Annotated in this window: 19 protein-coding genes; 9 read left to right on the top strand and 10 right to left on the bottom strand. The window is 47.5% G+C overall.

Features of this window, described 5'->3' with window-relative positions:
• Window positions 1-213 precede the first annotated feature (213 nt).
• Complete coding sequence (locus ACMA1I_RS09950; RefSeq protein WP_337068167.1) at window positions 214-729, top strand: hypothetical protein; 516 nt, start codon at window positions 214-216, stop codon at window positions 727-729.
• Window positions 730-924: 195 nt separating this feature from the next.
• The gene (locus ACMA1I_RS09945) at window positions 925-1,536 is read left to right on the top strand and encodes a DJ-1/PfpI family protein (protein WP_337068166.1); all 612 of its coding nucleotides are present in this window, start codon (window positions 925-927) and stop codon (window positions 1,534-1,536) included.
• Between the two features lie 82 nt (window positions 1,537-1,618).
• On the opposite strand, the gene ACMA1I_RS09940 is transcribed toward ACMA1I_RS09945, so the two are convergent.
• A complete protein-coding gene (locus ACMA1I_RS09940) occupies window positions 1,619-2,287 on the bottom strand; it encodes a TIGR02117 family protein (protein WP_337068165.1) in 669 nt (222 codons plus the stop codon).
• A gap of 344 nt (window positions 2,288-2,631) precedes the next feature.
• On the opposite strand from ACMA1I_RS09940, the gene ACMA1I_RS09935 reads away from it, so the two are divergent.
• From ACMA1I_RS09935 to ACMA1I_RS09925, 3 genes are all read left to right on the top strand, one after another.
• The gene (locus tag ACMA1I_RS09935) at window positions 2,632-5,187 is read left to right on the top strand and encodes a M14 family metallopeptidase (protein ID WP_337068164.1); all 2,556 of its coding nucleotides are present in this window, start codon (window positions 2,632-2,634) and stop codon (window positions 5,185-5,187) included.
• 207 nt (window positions 5,188-5,394) lie between these two features.
• Window positions 5,395-5,925, top strand: coding sequence for a DinB family protein (locus ACMA1I_RS09930; RefSeq protein ID WP_337068163.1), 531 nt, complete (start codon window positions 5,395-5,397; stop codon window positions 5,923-5,925).
• Between the two features lie 80 nt (window positions 5,926-6,005).
• On the top strand, window positions 6,006-6,185 hold the full coding sequence (locus ACMA1I_RS09925; protein ID WP_337068162.1) for a hypothetical protein: 180 nt from the start codon (window positions 6,006-6,008) through the stop codon (window positions 6,183-6,185).
• 242 nt (window positions 6,186-6,427) lie between these two features.
• Here ACMA1I_RS09925 and ACMA1I_RS09920 read toward each other — a convergent pair whose 3' ends face one another.
• Both ACMA1I_RS09920 and ACMA1I_RS09915 read right to left on the bottom strand, forming a co-directional pair.
• Window positions 6,428-6,850, bottom strand: a complete 423-nt coding sequence (locus ACMA1I_RS09920; protein WP_337068161.1) for a hypothetical protein — start codon at window positions 6,848-6,850, stop codon at window positions 6,428-6,430.
• A 196-nt stretch (window positions 6,851-7,046) separates the two neighbouring features.
• Window positions 7,047-7,175 (bottom strand): hypothetical protein, encoded by a 129-nt coding sequence (locus tag ACMA1I_RS09915; RefSeq protein ID WP_337068160.1) that lies wholly within the window; start codon window positions 7,173-7,175, stop codon window positions 7,047-7,049.
• Window positions 7,176-7,497: 322 nt separating this feature from the next.
• Between ACMA1I_RS09915 and ACMA1I_RS09910 the strand changes: the two genes are divergently transcribed.
• Window positions 7,498-8,601 (top strand): DUF4932 domain-containing protein, encoded by a 1,104-nt coding sequence (locus tag ACMA1I_RS09910; RefSeq protein WP_337068159.1) that lies wholly within the window; start codon window positions 7,498-7,500, stop codon window positions 8,599-8,601.
• A 205-nt stretch (window positions 8,602-8,806) separates the two neighbouring features.
• Here ACMA1I_RS09910 and priA read toward each other — a convergent pair whose 3' ends face one another.
• The gene (gene priA / locus ACMA1I_RS09905) at window positions 8,807-11,338 is read right to left on the bottom strand and encodes a primosomal protein N' (protein WP_337068158.1); all 2,532 of its coding nucleotides are present in this window, start codon (window positions 11,336-11,338) and stop codon (window positions 8,807-8,809) included.
• A gap of 205 nt (window positions 11,339-11,543) precedes the next feature.
• On the opposite strand from priA, the gene ACMA1I_RS09900 reads away from it, so the two are divergent.
• Both ACMA1I_RS09900 and ACMA1I_RS09895 read left to right on the top strand, forming a co-directional pair.
• Window positions 11,544-12,398, top strand: coding sequence for a sigma-70 family RNA polymerase sigma factor (locus tag ACMA1I_RS09900; protein WP_337068157.1), 855 nt, complete (start codon window positions 11,544-11,546; stop codon window positions 12,396-12,398).
• A gap of 66 nt (window positions 12,399-12,464) precedes the next feature.
• Window positions 12,465-12,872, top strand: a complete 408-nt coding sequence (locus tag ACMA1I_RS09895) for a hypothetical protein (RefSeq protein ID WP_337068156.1) — start codon at window positions 12,465-12,467, stop codon at window positions 12,870-12,872.
• A gap of 153 nt (window positions 12,873-13,025) precedes the next feature.
• Here the strand turns inward: ACMA1I_RS09895 and ACMA1I_RS09890 are convergent, their stop codons facing one another.
• The 6 genes from ACMA1I_RS09890 to rpsF all read right to left on the bottom strand — a co-directional run bounded on the left by ACMA1I_RS09890 (window position 13,026) and on the right by rpsF (window position 20,052).
• Entirely contained in the window at window positions 13,026-15,089 is a 2,064-nt protein-coding gene (locus tag ACMA1I_RS09890) for a thioredoxin domain-containing protein (protein WP_337068154.1), read from the bottom strand.
• A 122-nt stretch (window positions 15,090-15,211) separates the two neighbouring features.
• The gene (locus ACMA1I_RS09885) at window positions 15,212-16,192 is read right to left on the bottom strand and encodes a GSCFA domain-containing protein (RefSeq protein WP_337068153.1); all 981 of its coding nucleotides are present in this window, start codon (window positions 16,190-16,192) and stop codon (window positions 15,212-15,214) included.
• Window positions 16,193-16,343: 151 nt separating this feature from the next.
• Complete coding sequence (locus ACMA1I_RS09880) at window positions 16,344-18,584, bottom strand: M3 family metallopeptidase (protein WP_337068152.1); 2,241 nt, start codon at window positions 18,582-18,584, stop codon at window positions 16,344-16,346.
• 390 nt (window positions 18,585-18,974) lie between these two features.
• A complete protein-coding gene (gene rplI, locus ACMA1I_RS09875; RefSeq protein WP_337068151.1) occupies window positions 18,975-19,418 on the bottom strand; it encodes a 50S ribosomal protein L9 in 444 nt (147 codons plus the stop codon).
• A gap of 14 nt (window positions 19,419-19,432) precedes the next feature.
• A complete protein-coding gene (gene rpsR, locus ACMA1I_RS09870) occupies window positions 19,433-19,684 on the bottom strand; it encodes a 30S ribosomal protein S18 (RefSeq protein ID WP_092104663.1) in 252 nt (83 codons plus the stop codon).
• Window positions 19,681-20,052 (bottom strand): 30S ribosomal protein S6, encoded by a 372-nt coding sequence (gene rpsF / locus ACMA1I_RS09865; protein WP_337068150.1) that lies wholly within the window; start codon window positions 20,050-20,052, stop codon window positions 19,681-19,683. Before rpsF ends, rpsR begins: the two co-directional genes overlap by 4 nt.
• A 553-nt stretch (window positions 20,053-20,605) precedes the next feature.
• On the opposite strand from rpsF, the gene ACMA1I_RS09860 reads away from it, so the two are divergent.
• The gene (locus ACMA1I_RS09860; protein ID WP_337068149.1) at window positions 20,606-21,916 is read left to right on the top strand and encodes a c-type cytochrome; all 1,311 of its coding nucleotides are present in this window, start codon (window positions 20,606-20,608) and stop codon (window positions 21,914-21,916) included.
• Window positions 21,917-21,948 lie beyond the last annotated feature (32 nt).

Raw genomic sequence — 21,948 nt, 5'->3', positions numbered from 1 at the left:
AAGTAACAGACTACAAAACAAGAAGGAGTTAAGTATAAGTTTTAACACGCTTCAGATAAACTCAAGTTAACAGCACCAGGTTAATTATAAAAGCGCTACCTTAAATTTATTATCAGGCTCCTGTTACCATAGCTAAGCCTTGGCGCAAAAAGCCGGAAAAACCTTCTGGAAAGCTATTTTCATTAGATAAATTTAACAAATCGGCAAAGGTTTATGTACACATACCTACAAACGCAATGGCAGCTACTGGCAGACAAGTACAATGCAGACACGGACCTGGTGCTGGACCTTTGGCAGCAATTGGCAACAGCCTATAGCCACCCAGCCAGGCACTACCACAACCTGCACCACCTTGGGTACATGCTGCAGCAGTTGTACCCACACCAGCAACAGCTATCCGATTTTGATACAGTGGCTTTTGCAGTGTACTTCCATGATGTGGTGTACAGCGTCACCCGCTCCGATAACGAAGCTCAAAGTGCCGAGGTTGCGACTATGAACCTGCGGAAGCTGGGAATGCCGGAGGCGAAAATAGCCGCCTGCACCCACCTGATATTAGCTACCCAACACCATGCTGCCGGTGCACCTGATGCCGATGCAAATTATTTGATAGACAGTGACCTGGCAATTTTAGGGGAGGAGTGGGCGTTATATGAAAAGTACACCCGGCAGATCAGAAAAGAGTATAGCCTCTACCCTGATATGGTTTACAAGCCCGGGCGCCGATAAGTACTGAACCACTTTCTGAGCATGCCGCGTATTTTTAAAACGGAAGCCTTCCGCAACAAATATGAGGAGCAAGCCAGAAGCAATATATTGCAAGAGCTGCTACTGCTGTAAGTTATTCCGGGCACAATAGTGAGCAAGGCGTATGGGAGCTGCCGCTGGTAAAAACCGATTATCAACCTAATAATCTATAAAGCGATGGAAAACAAAAGAAAAATTCTCTTCCTCACCGGCGATTTCACCGAAGATTACGAAACCATGGTGCCGTTTCAGATGCTGCAGATGGTAGGCTTTGAGGTACATGCCGTTTGCCCTGACAAGAAAAAAGGCGATATCGTAAAAACTGCCATTCACGATTTTGAAGGTGACCAGACCTACACCGAAAAACCTGGCCATCATTTTCAGCTGAACTATTCCTTCTCCGACGTAAACCTCTCCGATTACGATGGTTTGGTGATAGCCGGAGGCAGGGCACCCGAATACCTGCGCCTGAACCCGAAGGTGCTGGAGATGACACGCTATTTCATGGAGAACAATAAGCCTCTGGCCGCTATCTGCCACGGCATCCAGATTCTGACAGCAGCTCGTGTGGTAAACGGCCGCAGGCTAACAGCTTACCCTGCTGTTGGTCCAGAGGTAGAACTGGCGGGCGGCACTTATGTAGATGTTCCGGTAACCGATACAGTGGTAGATGGCAACCTGGTTACTTCACCCGCCTGGCCCGGACATGCCAGCTTTATCAGGGAGTTTTTGCAGGTGCTGGGCGTAAAAATTGAGCTAAAAGCTGCTATGGCAGAGGCAACGGCCTAAGTACAAGTGGCTGGCAGGTGGCAGGAACAGTAGGAACAGACTTTTAAAGTTGCTTCTGCTTTCCTGCCACCTTTTGCTTTTACTACTTTAAATGCCGCATAATCGCGTACGGAAAGTGAGCCCACCAAGCTGTTTTTACACCTGCCGCTTTCAAGCCTTTGTTTACCCAACTGTTGCAGTTTTTGGTAGCATAAAATTTTCCGTGAGCCTCGTAAAAGTTGTCGTAGCCGCTGTACCCGCTGTTGGCAATAAGCAAATACTGCCCCTCCTGTTTCTGAAACGAACTGTCTATAAAACGGATCAGGTCGAGGTACTGTGCCTCCGTGAGTAGCACCGGCCGCTGCCGGTCGTTAGGTAATAAACTACTCCGGATGTACTCCACGTGCATGGCTGTGCGAGTAGGCCAGAGGGCAGAGCTAAGGGCAACACCCAGTTTAAGGTCGCTCCACTCCGGCGTTTCCATGTAAAAGCGGCGGTCGCCCCAACCAAAACCAATGTGGGTAAAGCTGCTGTCGGCTGAGGCAAAATGCTGCAGCGGCAGTTTCCGGCGCCAATCTATATAGGGTGTGGCCACAGGTACAATCAGGTCGGTATGCACCCCGTTGGAGGTAACAAAAATTTCTATCTTACTTTCGGTGGTCTGTGCAAAGCTCCGGTTTACCGGAATGCTGCTCAGCAGGAAACCCAGCACAAAAAACGTAACCACCAGCAACAGCATCACACCTGCTATCCGGAGAATAAGGGTAAACATTTTTTTCAGAAGTAAAACTATAAGATGCATGCTGTTCCGTGTGCTGGTTATCTTTGGAGAAGGTAAGGTTACCCAAAACTTCCATACAGGCACATCATTTTCTGTTTTTTAGTTCAATCATGTGTAGCAGAGGGGCGGTGTTCTAGTTAATTATTCCCACTGCTTTCTTTCAACCCTTGGCTCTCCGTGCCAGTTGCTATAGTTCCTTTCCCAGTCTCTCCCCCGATTAAAGCTATGCCCATAATTGTAACAACAAGCTACCTTACCTATTGTCAAGCTCATCATTTTTCCGCAGATTGTAGTGCCAACCTTATTTGGAAACTAAACACATCTTACTTACACCAATGATTTATAACCTAAAGCGGATTCTCGCTTTTATTGTATTGCTGCTTGCCGGACAGGTGGCAGCGGCCCAGCAAAAAATTAAAACCCCTGCGGAATTTCTTGGCTACCAACTGGGCGAGCAGTTCTCTTTTCATGCCCAGGTGGTAGACTATGTGAATTACCTGGCTGCTCAGGCTCCCAACCGGCTTAAGGTGCAGGAGTACGGCAAAACTTACGAAGGCCGGCCCCTGCTGCTGGCTTATGTAGCCAACGACGAGAACCTGCAACGGCTGGAGCAGATCCGCGAAAACAACCTTCGGCAAGCAGGTATTTTACCCGGCTCGGTGCAGGGAAACCAGCCGGCCGTGGTGTGGCTCAGCTACAATGTGCATGGCAACGAGTCCGTCTCCAGCGAGGCGGTGCTGCAGGTGCTCTACGACCTTGTAAACCCCGATAATGCTCAAACAAAACAGTGGTTGCAGAATACCGTGCTGCTGATAGATCCTTGTGTAAACCCCGATGGCCGTGAGCGCTATGTGCAGTGGTACAAGCAAACACAGAACCAGCGAGGTAACCCATCGGCTTACGCCTGGGAACATTACGAGCCCTGGCCGGGCGGCAGACCCAACCATTATTACTTCGACCTGAACCGCGACTGGGCCTGGCAAACGCAGATAGAGTCGCAGCAGCGGCTGGCGCTTTACAACGTTTGGCTGCCGCAGGTGCACGCCGACTTTCATGAGATGGGGGTGGAGTCGCCTTACTATTTTTCGCCGGCTGCCAAACCTTTTCATGAGAACATCACACCGTTTCAGCGAGAGTTCCAGAACACCATCGGCGACTATAACCGGGCCTACTTCGACAAAAACAGCTGGCTCTATTTTACCCGCGAGAACTTTGATCTGCTGTATCCCAGCTATGGCGACACCTGGCCAACTTACAACGGGGCCATTGGCATGACCTATGAGCAGGGAGGCTCCGGCCGTGCCGGACTGGCCTACAAAAAACAGGATGGCGATACCCTTGCCCTCACCGACCGCATTGCGCACCACCATGCCGCCAGCCTTGCCACCATACAGGCCGGTTCCGAGAGAGCCGACCAGCTAAAGCAGGAGTTCCGGAAATACTACGAGGCCAACCTCAAGAACCCGGCAGGCGATTACAAAGCCTTTGTATTTAAAACAGAAGGAGGCAGTGCCGGTAACCTGCGCAGCCTTACCGAGTACCTCGACCGGCAGCAGATCCGCTACGGGTATGCTGGCAAAAGCAGCAAGGCAAGAGGCTTTAACTATGCCACGGGCAAAGAAGAGAACGTAAGTGTGGGGCAGCAGGATATCGTTATCAGCATGTACCAGCCTAAATCTACACTGATAAAGGTGCTGTTTGAGCCAGCCTCTAAACTAGAAGACACCCTTACCTACGATATTACCTCCTGGGCCTTGCCTTATGCCTTTGGTTTGCAGGCTTACGCGCTACGCAACCGGCTGGAGCCTGCTGCCGACACCGTGGCACCTACCGAGGCAACTGCTGTAACCATAGAAAAGCCCTATGCCTACCTTGCCCGCTGGAGCAGCCTGAGCGACGTAAAGTTCTTAGCTGAGCTGCTGCAGGCAAATGTAAAATTGCGCATGGCCGAAAAAGAGTTCGAAGCCGACAACCAAAAATATGGCTCCGGCACACTTGTTATTACCCGCACCGGCAACCAGTCGACCCGCGATTTTGATGCCATCGTGCGTGCCCTGGCTCAGAAACACCACGTGAGCCTCAGTGCCACCACCACCGGCTTTGTGAGCAGCGGTTCCGATTTCGGTTCCACCAGCGTACGCTATCTGAAGGCGCCGCGCGTGGCGATGATGTCGGGAGAGGGAGTATCGCCTTACGCTTTTGGGGAGGCCTGGCACTTTTTTGAGCAGCAGATTGGCTACCCGGTTACGGTGCTTGGCACCTCTTATTTCCAAAGTGTGCCGCTCCACGAGTTTGATGTGCTTGTTTTACCGGGCGGGAATTACAGCCGGGTGCTAACGGAGCCAACGCTGGAGGCAATTAAAAGCTGGGTGCGCAATGGCGGCAAGCTCATTGCCCTGGAAGGTGCCGCTGCCTACCTGGCCGGTAAAAAAGATTTCAACCTGAAGAAGAAAGAAACAGAAGAGGCTAGCGCAGAAGCAAAAGAGAAAAAAGAAGCCAAAGACCCTTACCAGCACCTGCGCCTGTATGGCAATCGCGAGCGGGAGGCATTGGCAGAAGAAGTGCAGGGCAGCGTGTTCAGGGTAGACCTGGACAAGACGCACCCGCTGGCCTTTGGCTACGGCGACACCTACTATGCCCTGGTGCGCTCCTCTGATACGTTTGAGTATTTAAAAGATGGCTGGAACGTGGGCGTGCTGAAGAAAGGAAACTATGCCACCGGCTTCGTGGGCTCAAAAGCCAAAGCAAAACTGCAAGACTCGCTGATAATGGGTACGCAGGAAATGGGAAGGGGGCAGGTTGTGTATATGATGGATAACCCTTTGTTCAGAGGCTTCTGGCAGAATGGAAAACTCCTCTTTAGCAACGCCTTGTTCCTGGTAGGGCAGTAGGCTGTGCCAGGTAAATTCTGCTAATAAAAATCTCCTTCCGGAGGCAATTTGTTTGTTTTTAGGCCCAGGGTAATTAGTTGGCCAGCCTATTTAGGTTGGCCAGCTGTAAACTCACCTCAAATTACTTGCTGCTTGGGCCCGCAACTATTACCTTAGTATAAAGCAACTGTGCTACAAGAGGGGCTCCGGCTCCAGAAATAAAATGCCATGCAAGCTCACATTACATTTCCTGACCCAACTGAGTATCCTGAATATCTGAGAGGCTATATAGAAGCTGCCAAAGCCGAAGATTTGTTGGTCGGATTGGCTGCCAGCCAGCAATACATCATCAATTTTATGTTGGAGCTGAAAGAGCCGCAGCTCAATTCGCGGTACCAGCCCGGTAAGTGGAGCATAAAGGAAGTGCTGCTGCACATAGTCGATACAGAACGTATTTTTGCCTACAGGGCGTTGCGGTTTTCGAGGCAGGATAAAACACCGCTGGCGGGCTTTGACCAGGACCTCTATGTGGAGCCGTCTAAAGCCGCCTCCCGCACCATTACCTCCATCTTAAACGAGTATGCTGCCGTACGACAGGCTACCATTGAGCTCTTCAAGAACCTCAACGAAGAAGCCCTAAACCAGAGGGGCACTGCGAGTAACAACGAAATTTCAGTAAGAGCCATTGGGTACGCTATTCTGGGGCACGAAATTCATCACCTGCGTATAATTCGGGAGAAGTACCTGCAAATAGGTTAAAGTTGCAGCAACCAATATTTACTTAAAAAGTCTAAAACTATAAAGTGGGCTGAGGCACTCTTAGCTCCGGAAGTATGCGTATGAAGAACCAGAAACTTTTCAGAATAGCCCTGGCATTTGCCTGTTTTGTATTTGCAGGCCTTAAGGCCTACACCATTGCCCAGGGCGAGTATACTTGGATGGATGTCTTTTTCCTGATTGCTTTTCTGGGTTTCGGTATTATGTACCTGGTTGTCCTTAACAAAACCAGAAAGCCTTAATTTTTACCAAGTGCAGCTTCAGAGTATGCTTGAATTCATACTAAACCCTAAGTTACTAGCAGCTAAAAATGCCTCTGGAAGGGCCTTTTTATTTAAATAATTTGATACTGTAGGTTACTGGGAGTGATGAGGCAGGCCCAAAGAAAAACCTGAACTTAAAAGGACTTGCGTCCTCAAGTTCAGGTTCTCAACTTTTAGCCAAAGGTACTATTTTATACGTTTGGCAGTATCAAAAGTTTTGTTTACTCCTGTAGTAGCGTAAAAAATTTCTGTGGCTCCGGAACTGCTGCTTTTGCTTTGTCTTCATACACCACTGCCTTAAATTCTGACTTCCCTACATTTACAGTTTTGTAGTTGGTAACACCTAGCCAGAGCTGGTCGCCAGGTTTTACTTTAATAAGTTGTGTGTTTCCATCAGGTGAAGTCACCAATAAAGTGCCGGCCGTAGCAGCATACGACAGATGCTCCGGATTGGCATGTACTGTGGTAAAGTCACCCGGCTTTAGCTCCACTTCCAGCAGGCGCATAAAGTTTGTGTCGAGCAGCTGAGAAAATTTTTGCGGAGAATCAGGAGCAGAAGCGGCAGTTCCCTCACCTATAACAGAAGCGGCAGAGGCCGAGAAAGAGGCGGCAAACATGGCAGCCAGTACAATTACTTTTTTCATAGTTTTACTTTTTGGAGCGGTTAATATGGTATTATAGTTTTATTTTGTTGAAGGAGCGTTAGACTCCCTTTCGGTGGTAGTAGGGGCAGAAAAGGCAAAAAGTACTTTTATAATCTAGTTTTAATTTGTGTAGTAGTTGGCTAGTAACGTTGCTAAGTTAAAAGCCAGGTAGTTGTTGACAACGGCTATGTTTTTTTCAGATGATGCGGAGCGAGCTTAATGCGATCTCGCTTCCTTGCATCACCACCTTTTTGGTATCAGAAAATTTTTCCAGAACGCCAAGCATTACCAGGAAGAGGAGCAGAATGAAGAACAGCATTTTCATAGTTTTAATAATTTTAGATTCTTTTGTTTACTTATGCCTTATAGATGTTAAAAGCGTGAGCATGGTTGCTTCTGATCCGAAAATTATTTCTAATTATTCCTGATTTCCTTATAGCATGCACCATGCCAAATTTGTAAGATGCTCATTTTGAGCTTTCTGTATGGTTGTTTTTGCTTTTGTAGTAGATGGTTGTCCGTTGATGTACAGCCAAGTGTTCGGTAGCGGACATAAATTGGTAGTAAGTATAGCTTAAGGCAATGTAGTATAATTAACCATACACGTTTAGATTGACATAATTTTTTAGGATAGGATTAGATCAAAAATGAGAAGATTCATTGTTGTAGTTGTTTGTTTCTTATTAAGGAGCAGCTTGTTGGTTACAGCTCAGGAAAAAGAAATTATAGTAGAAGTAAATAAAAATGTTCAGCTGCTTAGCACCCTGAATAACCAAATCTCCACCTCATTCTTAAAAGACTCTACCGACGATCCTTATTTCTACAACACAACCCGTGTAATGCGGCTGAATTATGAACATTTCAAACCATTTAGCGAACATCCAGCTGTAGTTGCCACTAAGCAAATGTCGAAAAGGATTGGCACTGGAGTTTACCTGTTGGGACTATATTACGAGGAGCTTCCACTAGTAAAGCAGAAGCTACCTATCTCGGAGCTAATACTGCAGGAGATCCACACTAACCCAGACACCGCTAACCTTATAGTGAAGGAGTATTTTAATAAAGTAGCACAGTTTTACCATGATGCTGATTTTGAAGAGTACTACTCTCAAAGCAAAGCACTGCACCAATTAGCTGTCCAGGAGGTAAAACAAAATCTACCTGGAGATACCTTTATTTCTTCGCTGGAATCGTACTATGGCGCAACAAAAGACAAATACCACATTGTGGTGATGCCAACTTTCAAATCAGGCTGGGGACTATCCTGGCAGATTCAGGATAGAGGGAAAACGCAAATCTTCAATATCTCTGCCCCACTTCAAGAGCAGAGTATCGACAAAGGGGATAGCGTCTTAACTGCTGGGTACAACAATGCAGAAGAAATCCGAAACCTATCTGTACATGAGTTCGGTCATTCCTTTGTCAATCCTATTACTACTCAAGCCCGCTTTGCAGAGATGATTGATGCCTATAAAAGCTTGTATCAGCCCATTCCGGGCCAAGGTCAATATTCAGATTGGCTAACCATATTCAATGAACATTTAGTGCGTGCTGGAGAAATCAGAATAGCTTTAGCAATGGGGCAAAAGGAGGAAAGCAGGAATTTACAGGAAGCTTATAGAGACTGGATGTATTTACCTCATTTTATTAATCAACTTAAGCAGTATGAAAGCAATCGCTCAAAGTATAAGAAGTTAGAAGACTTCCTTCCTATATTGATTGCATCTTTGGCAGAGTTAGAAAAGATATAAAGCTAACGCTACCCATTGTCACCAGCAGGTGTTGCTGGTGACAACTGCAAATTCTATTCCCACTCACTTTAAAGGAGGAACTGGTACTCCCACTGGCGCGAGTTTGTAACTCGTGCCTCCTTATAATAGTTGCCGCACAATAAGTTGATAACCTTTTAGACTTGTTAAATATCAAAAAGATTAAAGCTTTTAATTCAGCACACACCTACGCCGGGTCTACATCTACCACCACGCGCAGCCCTTTAAAATCGGGGAGGAGCTTGAGCTGGTGAATGGTTTCAGCAATCATGCGTTTAGAACTGCTGAGCTGGCTGCTCTGGCGGGGCAGCTTAATGTGGATCTCCTGCAGAAAGAGGTTCCTTATTTTGAAAATATAAGGCACCTCCGGCCCTAGCACCTGTTCCTTGCTAAGTTTGTCGGTTAGGTCTTTTGCCAGCACAATGGCGGCATTCTCTGCCACTCGCTCGTCTTCATGCTTCACCGTTATTTTAATCATGCGCACAAAAGGCGGAAAGTTAAAGCGCATTCGCTCCTCTATCTCATGCTCGTACAGGGCCTGATAGTCGTTGTTGCGCACCTTCCGGAAGATAGACTGCATTGGGTCGCGCGTCTGAATAATAACGGTACCGTGTTTGCCTTTTCGGCCGGCCCGGCCGCTTACCTGCACAAACAATTGGTACGCCCGCTCGTGCGCCCGAAAGTCGGGGAAGTTAATGATGGTATCGGCATTGAGGATGCCCACCAGGCTTACGTTCTCAAAATCGAGGCCTTTGGTCACCATTTGCGTGCCCACCAGCACATTGGTGCGGCCGCTCTCAAAATCGGCAATTATTTGTTGATAACTGTTCTTCTTCTTGGTCGTGTCCAGGTCCATACGCTGCACCTCGGCGTTGGGCAGCATCAGTTTCAGTTCGTCTTCTACCTTTTCGGTACCGAAACCCATGCTTTTGAGGGTGGTGGCACCGCAGGCGGGGCAGTCGGAGGGCATACGCTCGTGGTAGCCGCAGTAGTGGCAGCGCAGCTCCTGGTTAAACTTGTGGTAGGAGAGGCTCACAGCGCAGTGCTTGCACTTTGGAATCCAGGAGCACTCGTCGCAGGCAATAAAAGGCGCATAACCCCGGCGGTTCTGGAACAGGATCACCTGCTCGTGCCGGTGCAGCCGTGCCTCTATCTCGCCAAGGAGCTTGGCAGAGAAATGGCTGTGCATATTCTTACGCTTCTGCTCATCGCGTGTGTTCACCAGCTCTATGTCCGGCATCTGAGCCTCTCCAAAGCGCTTGGTCATGCTCACCAAGCCCCAGCGGCCAGTTTGGCAGTTGTAGTAAGTTTCTACAGAGGGGGTGGCAGAGCCTAGCAAGGTTTTAGCCCCCTGTAGGTGCGCCATCATCAGGGCTGTTTCGCGAGCATTATAACGCGGCGCCGGATCGTACTGCTTATACGACGGCTCATGCTCCTCATCAATAATAACCAGCGAGAGGTTGTGGAAGGGCAGAAAAATAGAGGAACGCACGCCTACCACCACCTGAAACTTACCCGACAAAATGCCTTGCCACACCTCTGCCCGCTCATTGTCAGAGAATTTGGAATGGTACACGCCTAACTGGTCACCGAACACTTTCATCAGGCGCGTTACAATTTGGGCCGTGAGGGCAATTTCGGGGAGCAGGTAAAGCACTTGTCCGCCACCTTCTAGGGCGTGCTTTATCAGGTCGATGTATACTTCGGTTTTGCCGCTACCGGTTACGCCATGTAGCAGCACCGTGTCTTTCTCTTTAAACAAGCCCAGTATTTCTTCGCGTGCTGTCTCCTGGTGCTCCGACAAAGCCATTGGCATTTGCATGGCACCAAAGTCTGTCGGAAACCGCGATACAATCTGGTCGAATTGCTCCAGCACGCCTTTGCGTATTAGGCTCGTAATAGCCGATTGCGAGAGGTGCGGATTGCCGGTAAGCACACTTTTTTCCAGGCCCCTGATGTTAAGGTTTACATCCTGGTGCACTGGTACCTTTTGCAGGTAGTTCAGGAGAATGTCGAGTTGCTTGGGTTTGGGGGTGAGCTGTGCAAAAAGCTCCTCCAGCATGGCCTGGTCCTGCACAAAATGTTCTGAGAGCCGCACCTTCTTCACCACCTTAGGCGAATATTTATCGCTTACCTGCTCAAAAATAATAATGGCTTCTTTCTGGATCAGCGATTTAATGTATTTGTGGTAGTTCTTAAGCTGCAGCAGATTGCCTACATCAGTAAACGTTAGGGCCTGATTTTGCTGTAGTGCATAGATAATTTTTACCTCCTGTGTTGCCAGCGGAATGTCATCTTCTTCGGGTTCGTAGCTCGGGTGCAGTTGCAACCGCGACTCGCTGCTGAGCTTCAGGGCCGATGGCAACGCTGCGTTTATTACCTCGCCCAGTGTGCACATGTAGTAGTCGGCAATCCACTTAAACAGCTTCAGCTGCGGTGCCGTTACAATGGGCTTATCATCAAGCACATCGAGCACGTACTTGGCCTGGTAATCGGCGGGGGCGTTTTCGTGGATATCGGCCACAATGCAGCTAAGTATTTTTTTAGCTCCAAACTGAACAATAACCCGCACGCCCACCAGCACCTCGTCGTTCATTTCGAAGGGGATGCGGTAGGTGTAGAGCTTGGGCAGCGGTAGAGGCAGTATTACATCAGCAAAAAGTGTAACACGGTCTTCGGCTGGTTCCGTCGGGAAATTAAAATTCAGTAGTTCTGACAAGGGTGCTGCAAAAGGTTAATGACAATAAGCAAAGGTCGGAAAAATTTGTTAAAAGCTATAAGCTGATTGTTGTTAGCAGGAGCAACTGCATCAGCAGGAGCAGTGTGATCCGGAGGGACTTTTTGATTTAATTAATTCAGGTTTCCTGTTGATTTTCTCTTAGAACTGCTCAATATTTAACTATAGGCCAACCTTTAACGATTCTATGCCAAAAGAAGAAGGATTTTACGCGCTCCGCCCGCTGCTCTTTAGCATTGCCTACAAAATGACGGGTACTGTGCAGGACAGCGAAGACATTCTGCAGGACGTGCTGGTAAAGTGGCTGCAGGTGGCGCAACCGGTGAGCAGCCAGAAAGCGTACCTCGCCAAAGCAGTGGCTAACACTTGCATTAATTTTATCAAGAGGAAGCAACAGGAGCGGGAAAAGTACTTTGGACTGTGGCTGCCGGAACCGGTGCCTACCGAGGAACCGGAACTTCTGCCGCAGGAGGATGAGGAGCTGCAATATGGCTTCCTACTGCTACTGGAGAACCTGTCGCCGTTAGAACGGGCAGTGTACCTGCTGCGGGAGAGTTTCGGATTGTCCTACAAGGAGCTGGCTGAAAATTTTGAGCTGCAGGAAGACCATTGCCGGCAGTTGTATCACCGCGCAAAAGCGAGGCTGCACAAGCGGAAGCGCTTTGAGGTGGAGTCACAGCAAAAGCATAAAATGCTGATGCTCTTCGAAGAGGCATGCACTACGGGCAATCTCTCGTTGTTGATCGGGCAGCTAAAAGAAGATATTGTATTGTACTCTGATGGTGGTGGCAAGGTGCCAGCTGCAGTCAACAACATACATGGCAAAACAAATGCTTCTAAATTTCTACAGGGTATTTACAGCAAAAACGGTGTGCGGGCAACGTTTCGGTTTGTGTACCTCAATAATTCTCCTGCAGCTGTTGTCTTTATCAACGGGGGGCCGGACACGGTGGCGGTGCTAGAGGCAGATGAATCGGGCATCAGCCATATGTATTTTGTACGGAACCCGGAGAAGATACAGCATCTGCAGAAATTTCTTTAAAATTTAGTTTCGGAGCTGTCACAAAAGCGCGGAGGTTTTGTCTTAAGGCAAAAAATCTACGCTACTATGAAAAAACAAATTGTTAGTACCGTTGCTCGCCTCCTGTTAGGCACCATTTTTACTTTTGCAGGACTAAATGGCCTCGTTCTGGTAATTGGTTTTGAGCCTGTTGGACCTACTTCCCTGCACGTGCCCCTGATGCAGCAATTGGTAAACACTGCCATTATTTTTATTCCGCTTAAACTTGCTGAAACGACAGCCGGTTTGTTACTGCTCTCCAACCGGCTGGTGCCTTTGGCCCTGCTGCTCCTTACACCGATTGCCTTAGGTATTTTAACGTTCCATCTTGTAGCCGACCGCGCTCAACTGTTAAATGGAATTGTTGTAGTTGGGCTGCTGGCAGTGTTGTTGGTGCAAAACAGGAAGAACATTAAAAACCTTTTCCGGAGGAAGGCAGTGCAGCAGGCATATTGATAGCTGCTGAACTCTTAGGTAAGAAGAATATAACCCAGTTCGGGGGCAGAGCTTTTGGAGGTGGCATATAAGGCGTGCCAAAAAGCTGGTTTTTCTAATAAAAACAGGCCTTAGGCGCTTCTGCTGCCTCCGATTATACATTCCTTAAAGATCTTACAACTCCGGAAATTTGTTTGTGTCCTGTTTTTTATTTTTGAGCTGCTCCAGCGCCTCTGCTACGGTGTGCACAGGTAGCTGACAAGTTTTGTTGTAACACACGTAGATGGTGGTGTCGCCGTTTATCGATATCTTGTCTTGGAGCAGGGCCAGTGTACTTTGATTCTGTGTGCCAAGCAGCAGCATGTTCGGAAGGAAGAAAAGGCTTAGTTCGGCACGCTTGGCAGCTGCTTTGGCTCCTACTATAGCTACTTCGGCGGTAGGCTTTAATTTGTAGAAATAAAGGCTGGCCCAGTTGCTCATGTACGATGGCTCTTTTATCACCAGATCCTTTACCTTGCTGAGCATGTTGTTGGATAGCTGCTGGTAGTGTTCTTCATCAAAGTAGAGCCCCAGGAAATGCAGGTTAGTAGCCATCACGGAGTTGGAAGACGGTACCACATTGTCCATAATTTCCTTTTTGCGGGCGATTAGTTTTTCAGAGCTGTTGTCGGTGAAGAAGAACAGCTGCTCCTGCTCGTCATAGAAGTGGGCCAGTGTGTAATTGGTCAGGCTTTTTGCCTGCTGCAGCCACTTCTCATCAAACGTAATCTCATACACCCTGATCAAGGCCTGGATCAACAGGGCGTAATCTTCCAGAAAGCCATTTATAGTAGCTTTACCTGCTTTGTAATTGTGGTAGAGCTTACCGTCTTTCAACATATTCTTAAGCAGGAAGTTCGCATTCTGCAGCGCCAGTGCCAGTAGTTCCTTCTCCCCGAAAACATAGTAGGCATCTGCCAGCCCTTTCAGCATAAGGGCGTTCCAGGAGAGAAGAATTTTGTCGTCGAGGCCAGGGCGGATACGTGATTCCCGTACTTCCATTATTTTCTCTTTCCAGCCGGTTTTCATTTCTTGCAGCACTTCCAGCGCCAGTTGGTTTTCCTGTGCAAATTTTTCGTCGCTAATGCGGCGGTGCAGGATGTTGCGGCCATGCTCAAAATTGCCAGCGGCAGTTACATGGTAGTATTTCGAAAATAGAGGTTCCTCTTCTCCCAATACCTCCTGCAGCTCTTCTTTGGTGAAAGTATAGAATTTGCCTTCTTCTCCCTCGCTGTCAGCATCCAACGAAGAGTAAAATCCCCCCTCCGGGTTCATCAGTTCCCGCTCCACAAAAGCTACCGTATCCATTACGACTTGCTTATAAAGAGGCTCTTTCGTTGCCTGGTAAGCTTCTGCGTAGAGGCTTACCAACTGGCCATTGTCGTAAAGCATTTTTTCGAAGTGGGGCACGAGCCATTCGGCATCCACGGAATAGCGGGCAAAGCCGCCGCCAATCTGATCGTAAATACCACCGTAGGCCATCTCGCGGAGGGTAAGGTTTAACTGGTTCAGGGCGCTTTGATCTTGGGAGTGGCTGTAGTAGCGTAGCAGAAACAGGTAATTGCTCGGCATTGGGAATTTAGGCGCCTGCCCCAGGCCGCCAAGTTTTTTGTCGAAGCGGGTGCTTAGGTTGTAGCCGATCAGCCTGAAATCCTCCTCCCGCACATGAAAGTTGCTGCCACTAAGACCGTATTTTGTCAGTTCGCTGGTATTAAGATGCTGCGCAAACTGATCCGCCGACTTATCCAGTTCCTGTCGGCTTTTTTGGTAGGCGTCTGCCACGTTTTGCAACAGCCCCAGCCATTGCTTTGGCGGAAAGTAAGTGCCGCCATAAAAGGGTTTAGCATCGGGGTTCAGGAACACGTTTAATGGCCAACCGCCTTGTACCCCCATAGCTTGCAGGGCATCCATGTAAATGGCATCCACATCGGGCCGTTCTTCCCGGTCTACTTTTATGCACACAAAGTGGGTGTTCATTACTTCAGCAATCTGCTCATTTTCAAACGACTGATGCTCCATCACATGGCACCAGTGGCAGGCGGCGTAGCCGATGCTGACAATAATGGGTTTATCCTCGGCTTGGGCTTTTTGCAGCGTTTCTTCGCTCCAGGGATGCCAGTCTACAGGATTGTAGGCATGCTGCAACAAGTAAGGGCTGCTTTGATAAATGAGTCTGTTCGCTTTCTTTCCGTCTGACATAGCTTTGGTTTGTGTGCGTTTTGGGTTCTGTTTTGTACGGGCTTGAAGGGTAAAAGTAGAAAATTGAGGTGCACAATTGATGCTCGGAAGCTGTAAGGCTTGGGCAATAGTGACCACTGTCTTTAAACCAGCTGTGCCTGAAGCTGCCTGGTTTCCTCTTCGCAGGAGATGCTGTATTGCTGTTCAAGTTGCTTTAGTTGTTGTATGGTGCTGCGGAGAAACTGCTGATGTGCGGCAGATTCCGGGTGAAAAGGCTTATGGGCTACAGCCCGCTTCAGCTTTTGCCACTCCGGCAGAAATGTCTGAAACTCCTGGTCAAAGTAAGCTCCTACAAACTTTTGCCAGATATAGTCTTCGGCAAGCTCGGTGGGGTGAAGCATATCGGATTTGTAGAACCTGTAATCCCGTAGGTCATCCATCATGATTTCATAAGCCGGGAAGTAATGCACCTGCTCGTGTTCCTCCGCTACCTGGTGTGTGGCTACGCGTAAGATAGCCTTGCTTACGCTGTTTATCTCCAGTGTTTCTTTCACATGCCGTACCGGGCTCACCGTTAGGAGCACCTGCAGGTCTGGGTTCAGCTGTTGAAGGCGTGTGTACATCTGGGCAAAGGCTGTTGTAATTTCCTGGCAGGTAAGGAGCACGCGGCTAAACTGTTTAGATGGCAGCTTATGGCAGTTGGCCACTACGGTGCCGGTGCTGGCAAGCCGGTAGCTAACGGCTGTGCCCCAAGTCATAATAAGCAAGGAAGCCTTCTGTAGCTGCTCTTTTGTTTGCTGGATTTGCCGGGTAATAGTTTGCAGCAGTTCGGTTTTAGAAGGGGAGGAGAGGGAAGAATGGAGGTCGTAAGCGTACCAGATCCCGTTGTTCTGTACCAGGTGCTGCTCAAAATCGTAGGGCTTGCCACAGGCTATCTCCAGCAGCAGACACGCCGATAAAGGATTGAAGATGGTACCAAAGGGGTTGACTAAAGACGCTACTTTGTTTTCGTGGAGTTTATTGCCGATAACTTCGGCAAAACAAGAGCCAACCGTAACCACCTGGGCCTGTAGGGGCAGATGGAGCTGTGATGGTTTAACAGGTACTTCAGTGCGTAGTATCATAAGAAAAAAACATCAGCAGATGCTGCTTTGGTGTTTACTATACGAATAAGTCAATGGGAATGCCTTATTGCTCTTCCTCCGGTAGAAAAAAACAGCTCAGGCCCGCCTGTTGTTTGGCTTGCCTGAGCTGTTTTTAAGTACTTGTGTTTAATTACTTAGATTTGGTTTTTGACTTGGCAGGTGCTTTTTTAGCGCCTGCTGCTTCTTTTACCGGGAAACCACGCTTGCGCATCAGAGCTTCTACCTTAGGGTCGCGACCACGGAATGCTTTGTAGCCCTCTGCCGGATCTATGGTGTTACCTACTGAGAAAACGTGCTGGTGCAGGCGTTTGGCTACTTCCTTGTCGTAAGGGCCACTGCCTTCCGTAAAGGCGCCATAAGCATCTGCAGTGAGTACATCAGACCAGAGGTAGCTGTAGTAACCTGCAGAGTAGCCATCGCTGGAGAAAATGTGCATAAACTGTGGCGTGCGGTGGCGCATCACGAGCTCCGAAGGCATGCCAAGGGCAGCAAGTGTTTCGCGTTCAAAGGCATCTGCATCTATTTTCTGGTCTCCAGCCAAATGCAGTTTCATGTCGATAAGGGCACTCGACAGATATTCAGTAGTCTCGAATCCTTCGTTAAAGGTAGAGGCTTTTTCTATGCGGTCTACAAGGTGTTGCGGAATTGGCTTACCTGTTTGGTAGTGCACCGCAAAGCGCTGTAGCACCTCCGGCGTAGAAAGCCAGTGCTCCAGCAATTGCGATGGGAACTCCACGTAATCGCGCACCACGGCTGTGCCTGATAAGGAAGGGTAGGTTACATTAGAGGATAATCCGTGCAATGCATGGCCAAATTCGTGAAACAACGTATTGGCATCGTCCCAGGAAATGAGAACAGGCTCGCCATCTTTGCCTTTTACAAAGTTGGAATTGTTCGATACAATAGTTGTTGTGTTTCCCTCCAGTTTATCCTGACGACGGTAGGCATTCATCCAGGCACCGGAGCGCTTGCCGGTACGGGCATAGGGGTCGAAGTACCAAAGGCCTATGTGTTGCCCGGTGGTTTTATTCTTCACTTCCCAAACACGAACATCTTCATGATAAACTGGCACGTTGTTTACCGGGGTAAAGTTGAAGTCGAAAAGCTCGCCAGCTACCCAGAACATGCCTTCACGTAGTTTTTCGAGCTGTAGGTATTCTTTTACTTCGTTCTGATCGAGGTCGTACCGGGCTTTTCTTACTTTCTCGGCATAGTAGCGGTAGTCCCAAGGTTCAATTTTGATGTTGGCCCCTTCTTTTTTCGCCAGTGCCTGCATATCGGCCACTTCTTCACGTACGCGGGTAATGGCAGGTGTCCAGACAGCTTCCATCAACTCCACAGCACGTTCAGGCGTTTTGGCCATGGTGTTTTCAAGGCGCCAGTGGGCGTGGGTTTGGTAGCCAAGTAATTTAGCCCGCTCTGCTCTTAGCTGCAGAATTTCGCTAATAATGGCATTGTTGTCGTGTTTGCCACCATTGTCGCCTCTGTTTACAAACATTTTCCAAGCCTTTTCACGAAGCTCCCGGCGATCGGAATAAGTCAGGAAGGGGTCTATAGAGGAGCGGGTGTTGGTAATAACGTATGGTGCTTTGCTGTTTTTGGTTTTGGCAGCGCCTGCAGCCGCTTCGCGCAAAGAGGCAGGTAGTCCGGCCAGGTCGGCCTCGTTCTGTAGCTCCAGCACATAATCTGTTTCGTCGGCCAGCACGTTTTGGCTGAAGTTGGTGAAAAGGCCTGCCAGCTCCTGGTTAATGGCTGACAAGCGCTCTTTTGCCTTAGAATCAAGGCGAGCACCGGACCTAACAAAGTTATTATAGTAGTTTAAGATGAGCCGCTGCTGTTCTGCAGTTAGCTGCGCCTTTTCTGGAGCGTTGTATACTGCCTCAATGCGCTTAAACAAAGCTTCATTCTGCGTAATCTTGTCGGAGTAGGCAGAAAGCTTCGGTGCCATTTCCCGCTCTATTACCTGAAACTCCGGGTTGTTCATGTTAGAGCTCCAGATGCCGTAAATGGTGCGTACACGGTTCATGGCCTGGCCTGCTCGTTCCAGGGCTGTAATGGTGTTTTCAAATGTAGGAGCGGCAGGGTCTGAGGCTATTTTGTCAATTTCGGCCAGGTTCTCAGCCATAGCTGCTTCCAGAGCTGGTTTAAACTGATTAACCTGCACTTGGTCGAAGGGAGGTACACCGCCATAAGGACCAGTCCAATTGGCTACTAAGGGGTTTTGCGGCGCTTGAGCCGGAGCATCTGTTAAAGCCGTAGCATTTGTTTCTGTATTAGATTGTGCTTTCTTGTTCACGCAATTAGTTGTAGCAAAAATGGTGAAGGCGGGTACTGCAAGCAATGCGCCATAATGAACAATTTTTTTTCGCATGTGTAGTTTTTCAAAGGTTAGATGTGTGTAAATGTACGATTGTCGCTTAATTTCAAATATACTACAATCTGGGAAAGCAGGCAACGGCAATTATTCTAATAGAAATGCCCTTCCGGAGGCTTTTCATAGAGTTCAGATAGTAGGCCATAGTTAAGATAAAGAAGTTATGAGTGAAGAGCTCAAGATGAAAAGTATCTCTAAATACAACCATTAAGAAGTTTAACCATCTAGTAATTAATCGTTTACTCAGGCAACAATTGAATTATGCTAATGAAAAAGGCCTTCCGGTGCCCTTTTGTTTTATTTTGGGTAAAGAGCACAATAGTGGTTGGGCAAAAAAAAGCGTCCTACCGGTTGGGCAGGACGCTTTCATAAGAGCAATTGCTATACCTAAGCAGCCACTACGTTAAAACGTACCTGGTGCTTAACTTCTTTGTGCAGAATAAGTGAAGCAGTATATTCGCCGGCAGTTTTCACTTCCTGGTCGAAAGAAATACGCTTACGGTCTACATCAAAGCCTTTTGCTTTCAGTGCGTCAGAAAGCTGCAGTGTAGTAACAGAACCGAAGATTTTACCGGTTTCACCTACTTTTGCTGGTATCTCAAGTATAATTTCGCCGATGCTGTTAGCCAGATCCTGCGCGTCGTTCTTGATTTTATCAGCTTTGTGTGCAGCCTGACGGATGTTTTCAGCTACTACTTTTTTGTTAGACTTGTTAGCCAGAACAGCCAGTCCTTGTGGGATCAGGTAGTTACGGCCAAAACCAGGCTTCACAGTCACGATATCGTTCTTGAAGCCTACGCCTTTCACGTCATCTTTTAATATAATTTCCATTGGTCAGTCCCTCCTTATTTTAAAGAATCAGTTACATAAGGCAAAATAGCAAGGTGTCTTGCTCTTGCAACCGCCTGAGATACTTTGCGCTGGAATTTCAGGCTTGTACCTGTTAATCTTCTAGGAAGGATTTTGCCTTGCTCGTTTACAAACTTCAGTAAGAAGTTACCGTCTTTGTAATCAATGTATTTAATACCGCTTTTTTTGAATCGGCAGTATTTCTGACGGTTTTCCTGCTTGTGTACTTTCTCGTTAACTAAGCTCATGATGCTTTAACCTCCTCTTTTTTAGCTTGTGACTTAAATTCGCCTTTTCTTCTGCGCTCATTGTAAGCAAGTGCATGCTTATCAAGGGCAGTAGTCAGGAAGCGAACAACTTTTTCATCACGGCGATAAGCCAGCTCAAGTGCGTCTACAACTGTAGTAGGAGCAGCAAACTCGATGAGGTGATAGAAGCCTGTTGATTTTTTCTGGATTGGATAAGCCAGTTTACGCAGACCCCAGTTCTCTTCGTGGATAATTTCGGCGCTATTTTCCTTAAGCACCTGTCTGAACTTCTCGACCGTTTCTTGCATCTGTACCTCGTTCAGCAACGGGGTCAGGATGAAGATCGTTTCGTAATTTTTTAATTCCATTTGTGTATGAGAATTTTTTGAATTTAGCCTGCAAATTTACAGCTAATATTTTTGGATTGCAAATGCTTTTTTATTTAAGATAAAGATAGTCACTAAGTTCAGCAGTAGGCAAGATCGGCAGTGCATAAAGCGTTCGCGTAGGCAGGTGCTGCTAATCTAGCTACATATATATATAAGTGTAGATCTTACAGATAAACCTTATAGTAGTGGTTGCCTAAGGTAATAGTAACGGTGTAAATTAGAAAATTACAAATTTGAAGAACAGGAGTGGTAAAGAGCAGTAGTTGTAGAATTGGAAGTATTCAGCAAAGATGATATAAGTTTTCTTTCTTAGTGACAAGTAGCTTTTCATAACAAAGGCTATTTAGAATTAATATAAATAAACAGTGTTGAATCATATTTATAAAAAGATTATTAAGTGAGCAATGATATAAAACATATGTTCCCTGAAATAGGGGAAAAATACGCTTATTTATATTTGATTAATGGATTTCGCATAGTAGATTTGTGCCCATAAGTATTTTCACCATCTACTAAACAAGTTCTCTTGGCTATGATTAGCTGTATACTTAAAGCAAAACACAAATTTCTTATTGCCTTTCTGTTTGCTGTAACTGCTTCTTTCGGAGCTTGGGCACAAGCTAGCGATCCGGCAAATGTTGGTACTAAAGGAGTAGAGCCGGGGGCAACAGCTGGTGCCTCTGACGCCGGAGCAGCCGGCGATCCTGCAGTTATCAGCGCAGGGCAATCTCTCTTCAAAAACAACTGTGCTTCCTGCCACTCTGTGGGTAGCGATGTTGTGGTAGGTCCTGGTCTGCAGGGCATGAGTTCAAGACGCAGCGAATCGTGGTTGATCAAGTGGATTAGAAATTCCCAGTCCCTTATCCAATCAGGAGATGCTCAGGCGGTTGCTGTTTATGAGCAATTCAACAAGCAGGCGATGCCTTCTTTTGCTTTCTCTGATGATGAAATCAAATCTATTATAGCCTATGTGGAATCTGGTATCGATGCCGCACCTGCCGGTGGTACAGATGCTGCCGCAGTAGATGGAACGCAACCTATCGGAACTGAGGCTATAGGCGCTATTGGCGGTTACCTGGATGTTATCCTGGTGGTGCTGATCGTGGTGCTTATTGTGCTGGTAGTAACGCTGTTGCTGATTTCATCAATCCTGAAGAACTACCTGAACAAAAGCAAGCAGCTCGATGAGTATGATAACGAGATCGTTAACCAACGTTTCGACTTTTCTAAAGTTTATAAGTCTAAAGCAGTACGCACCATAGTAACACTGATCTTTGTTGTAGTGCTGATTGATCTAGGCTTAGATAAAGCAATGGGAATAGGGATCCAGCAAGGATATCAGCCTCGTCAGCCAATCGCCTTCTCGCACGCTCTGCACGCTGGAGAACATGAAATTAACTGTAACTACTGCCATACTACGGTGTATGAAAGTAAGAGTGCCAGTATTCCTTCTGCCAATATCTGTATGAACTGCCATAGCCAGATTAAAACAGAATCGCAGGAAATTCAGAAAATCTACCGTGCTCTGGAGCGCAATAAACCAATTGAGTGGGTAAGAATACACAACCTGCCTGACTTGGCCTACTTTAACCACTCACAGCACACACAAGTAGCTGGTGTAGATTGCCAAACCTGTCACGGTCCTATCCAGGAAATGGAAGTAGTTTACCAGTATGCTCCATTAACAATGGGCTGGTGTATCGACTGCCACCGCGAAACTCCTCTTAATACAAAAGGGAACGGCTATTACGACAACCTAGTGAAGTTGCACGAAGCTTCATCTAAGGGAGCTTTCACAGTGGCGTCTAATGGTGGTACAGAATGTTCTAAGTGTCACTATTAATTAAATTCATCTAATTATATAAGTATCCGAGT

Origin of the sequence: Pontibacter sp. 13R65, assembly GCF_047525655.1 — a bacterium.
GTDB lineage: Bacteria > Bacteroidota > Bacteroidia > Cytophagales > Hymenobacteraceae > Pontibacter.
Note: the sequence above shows the minus strand (reverse complement) of the source record. Positions and strands in the feature narration are given on the sequence as shown.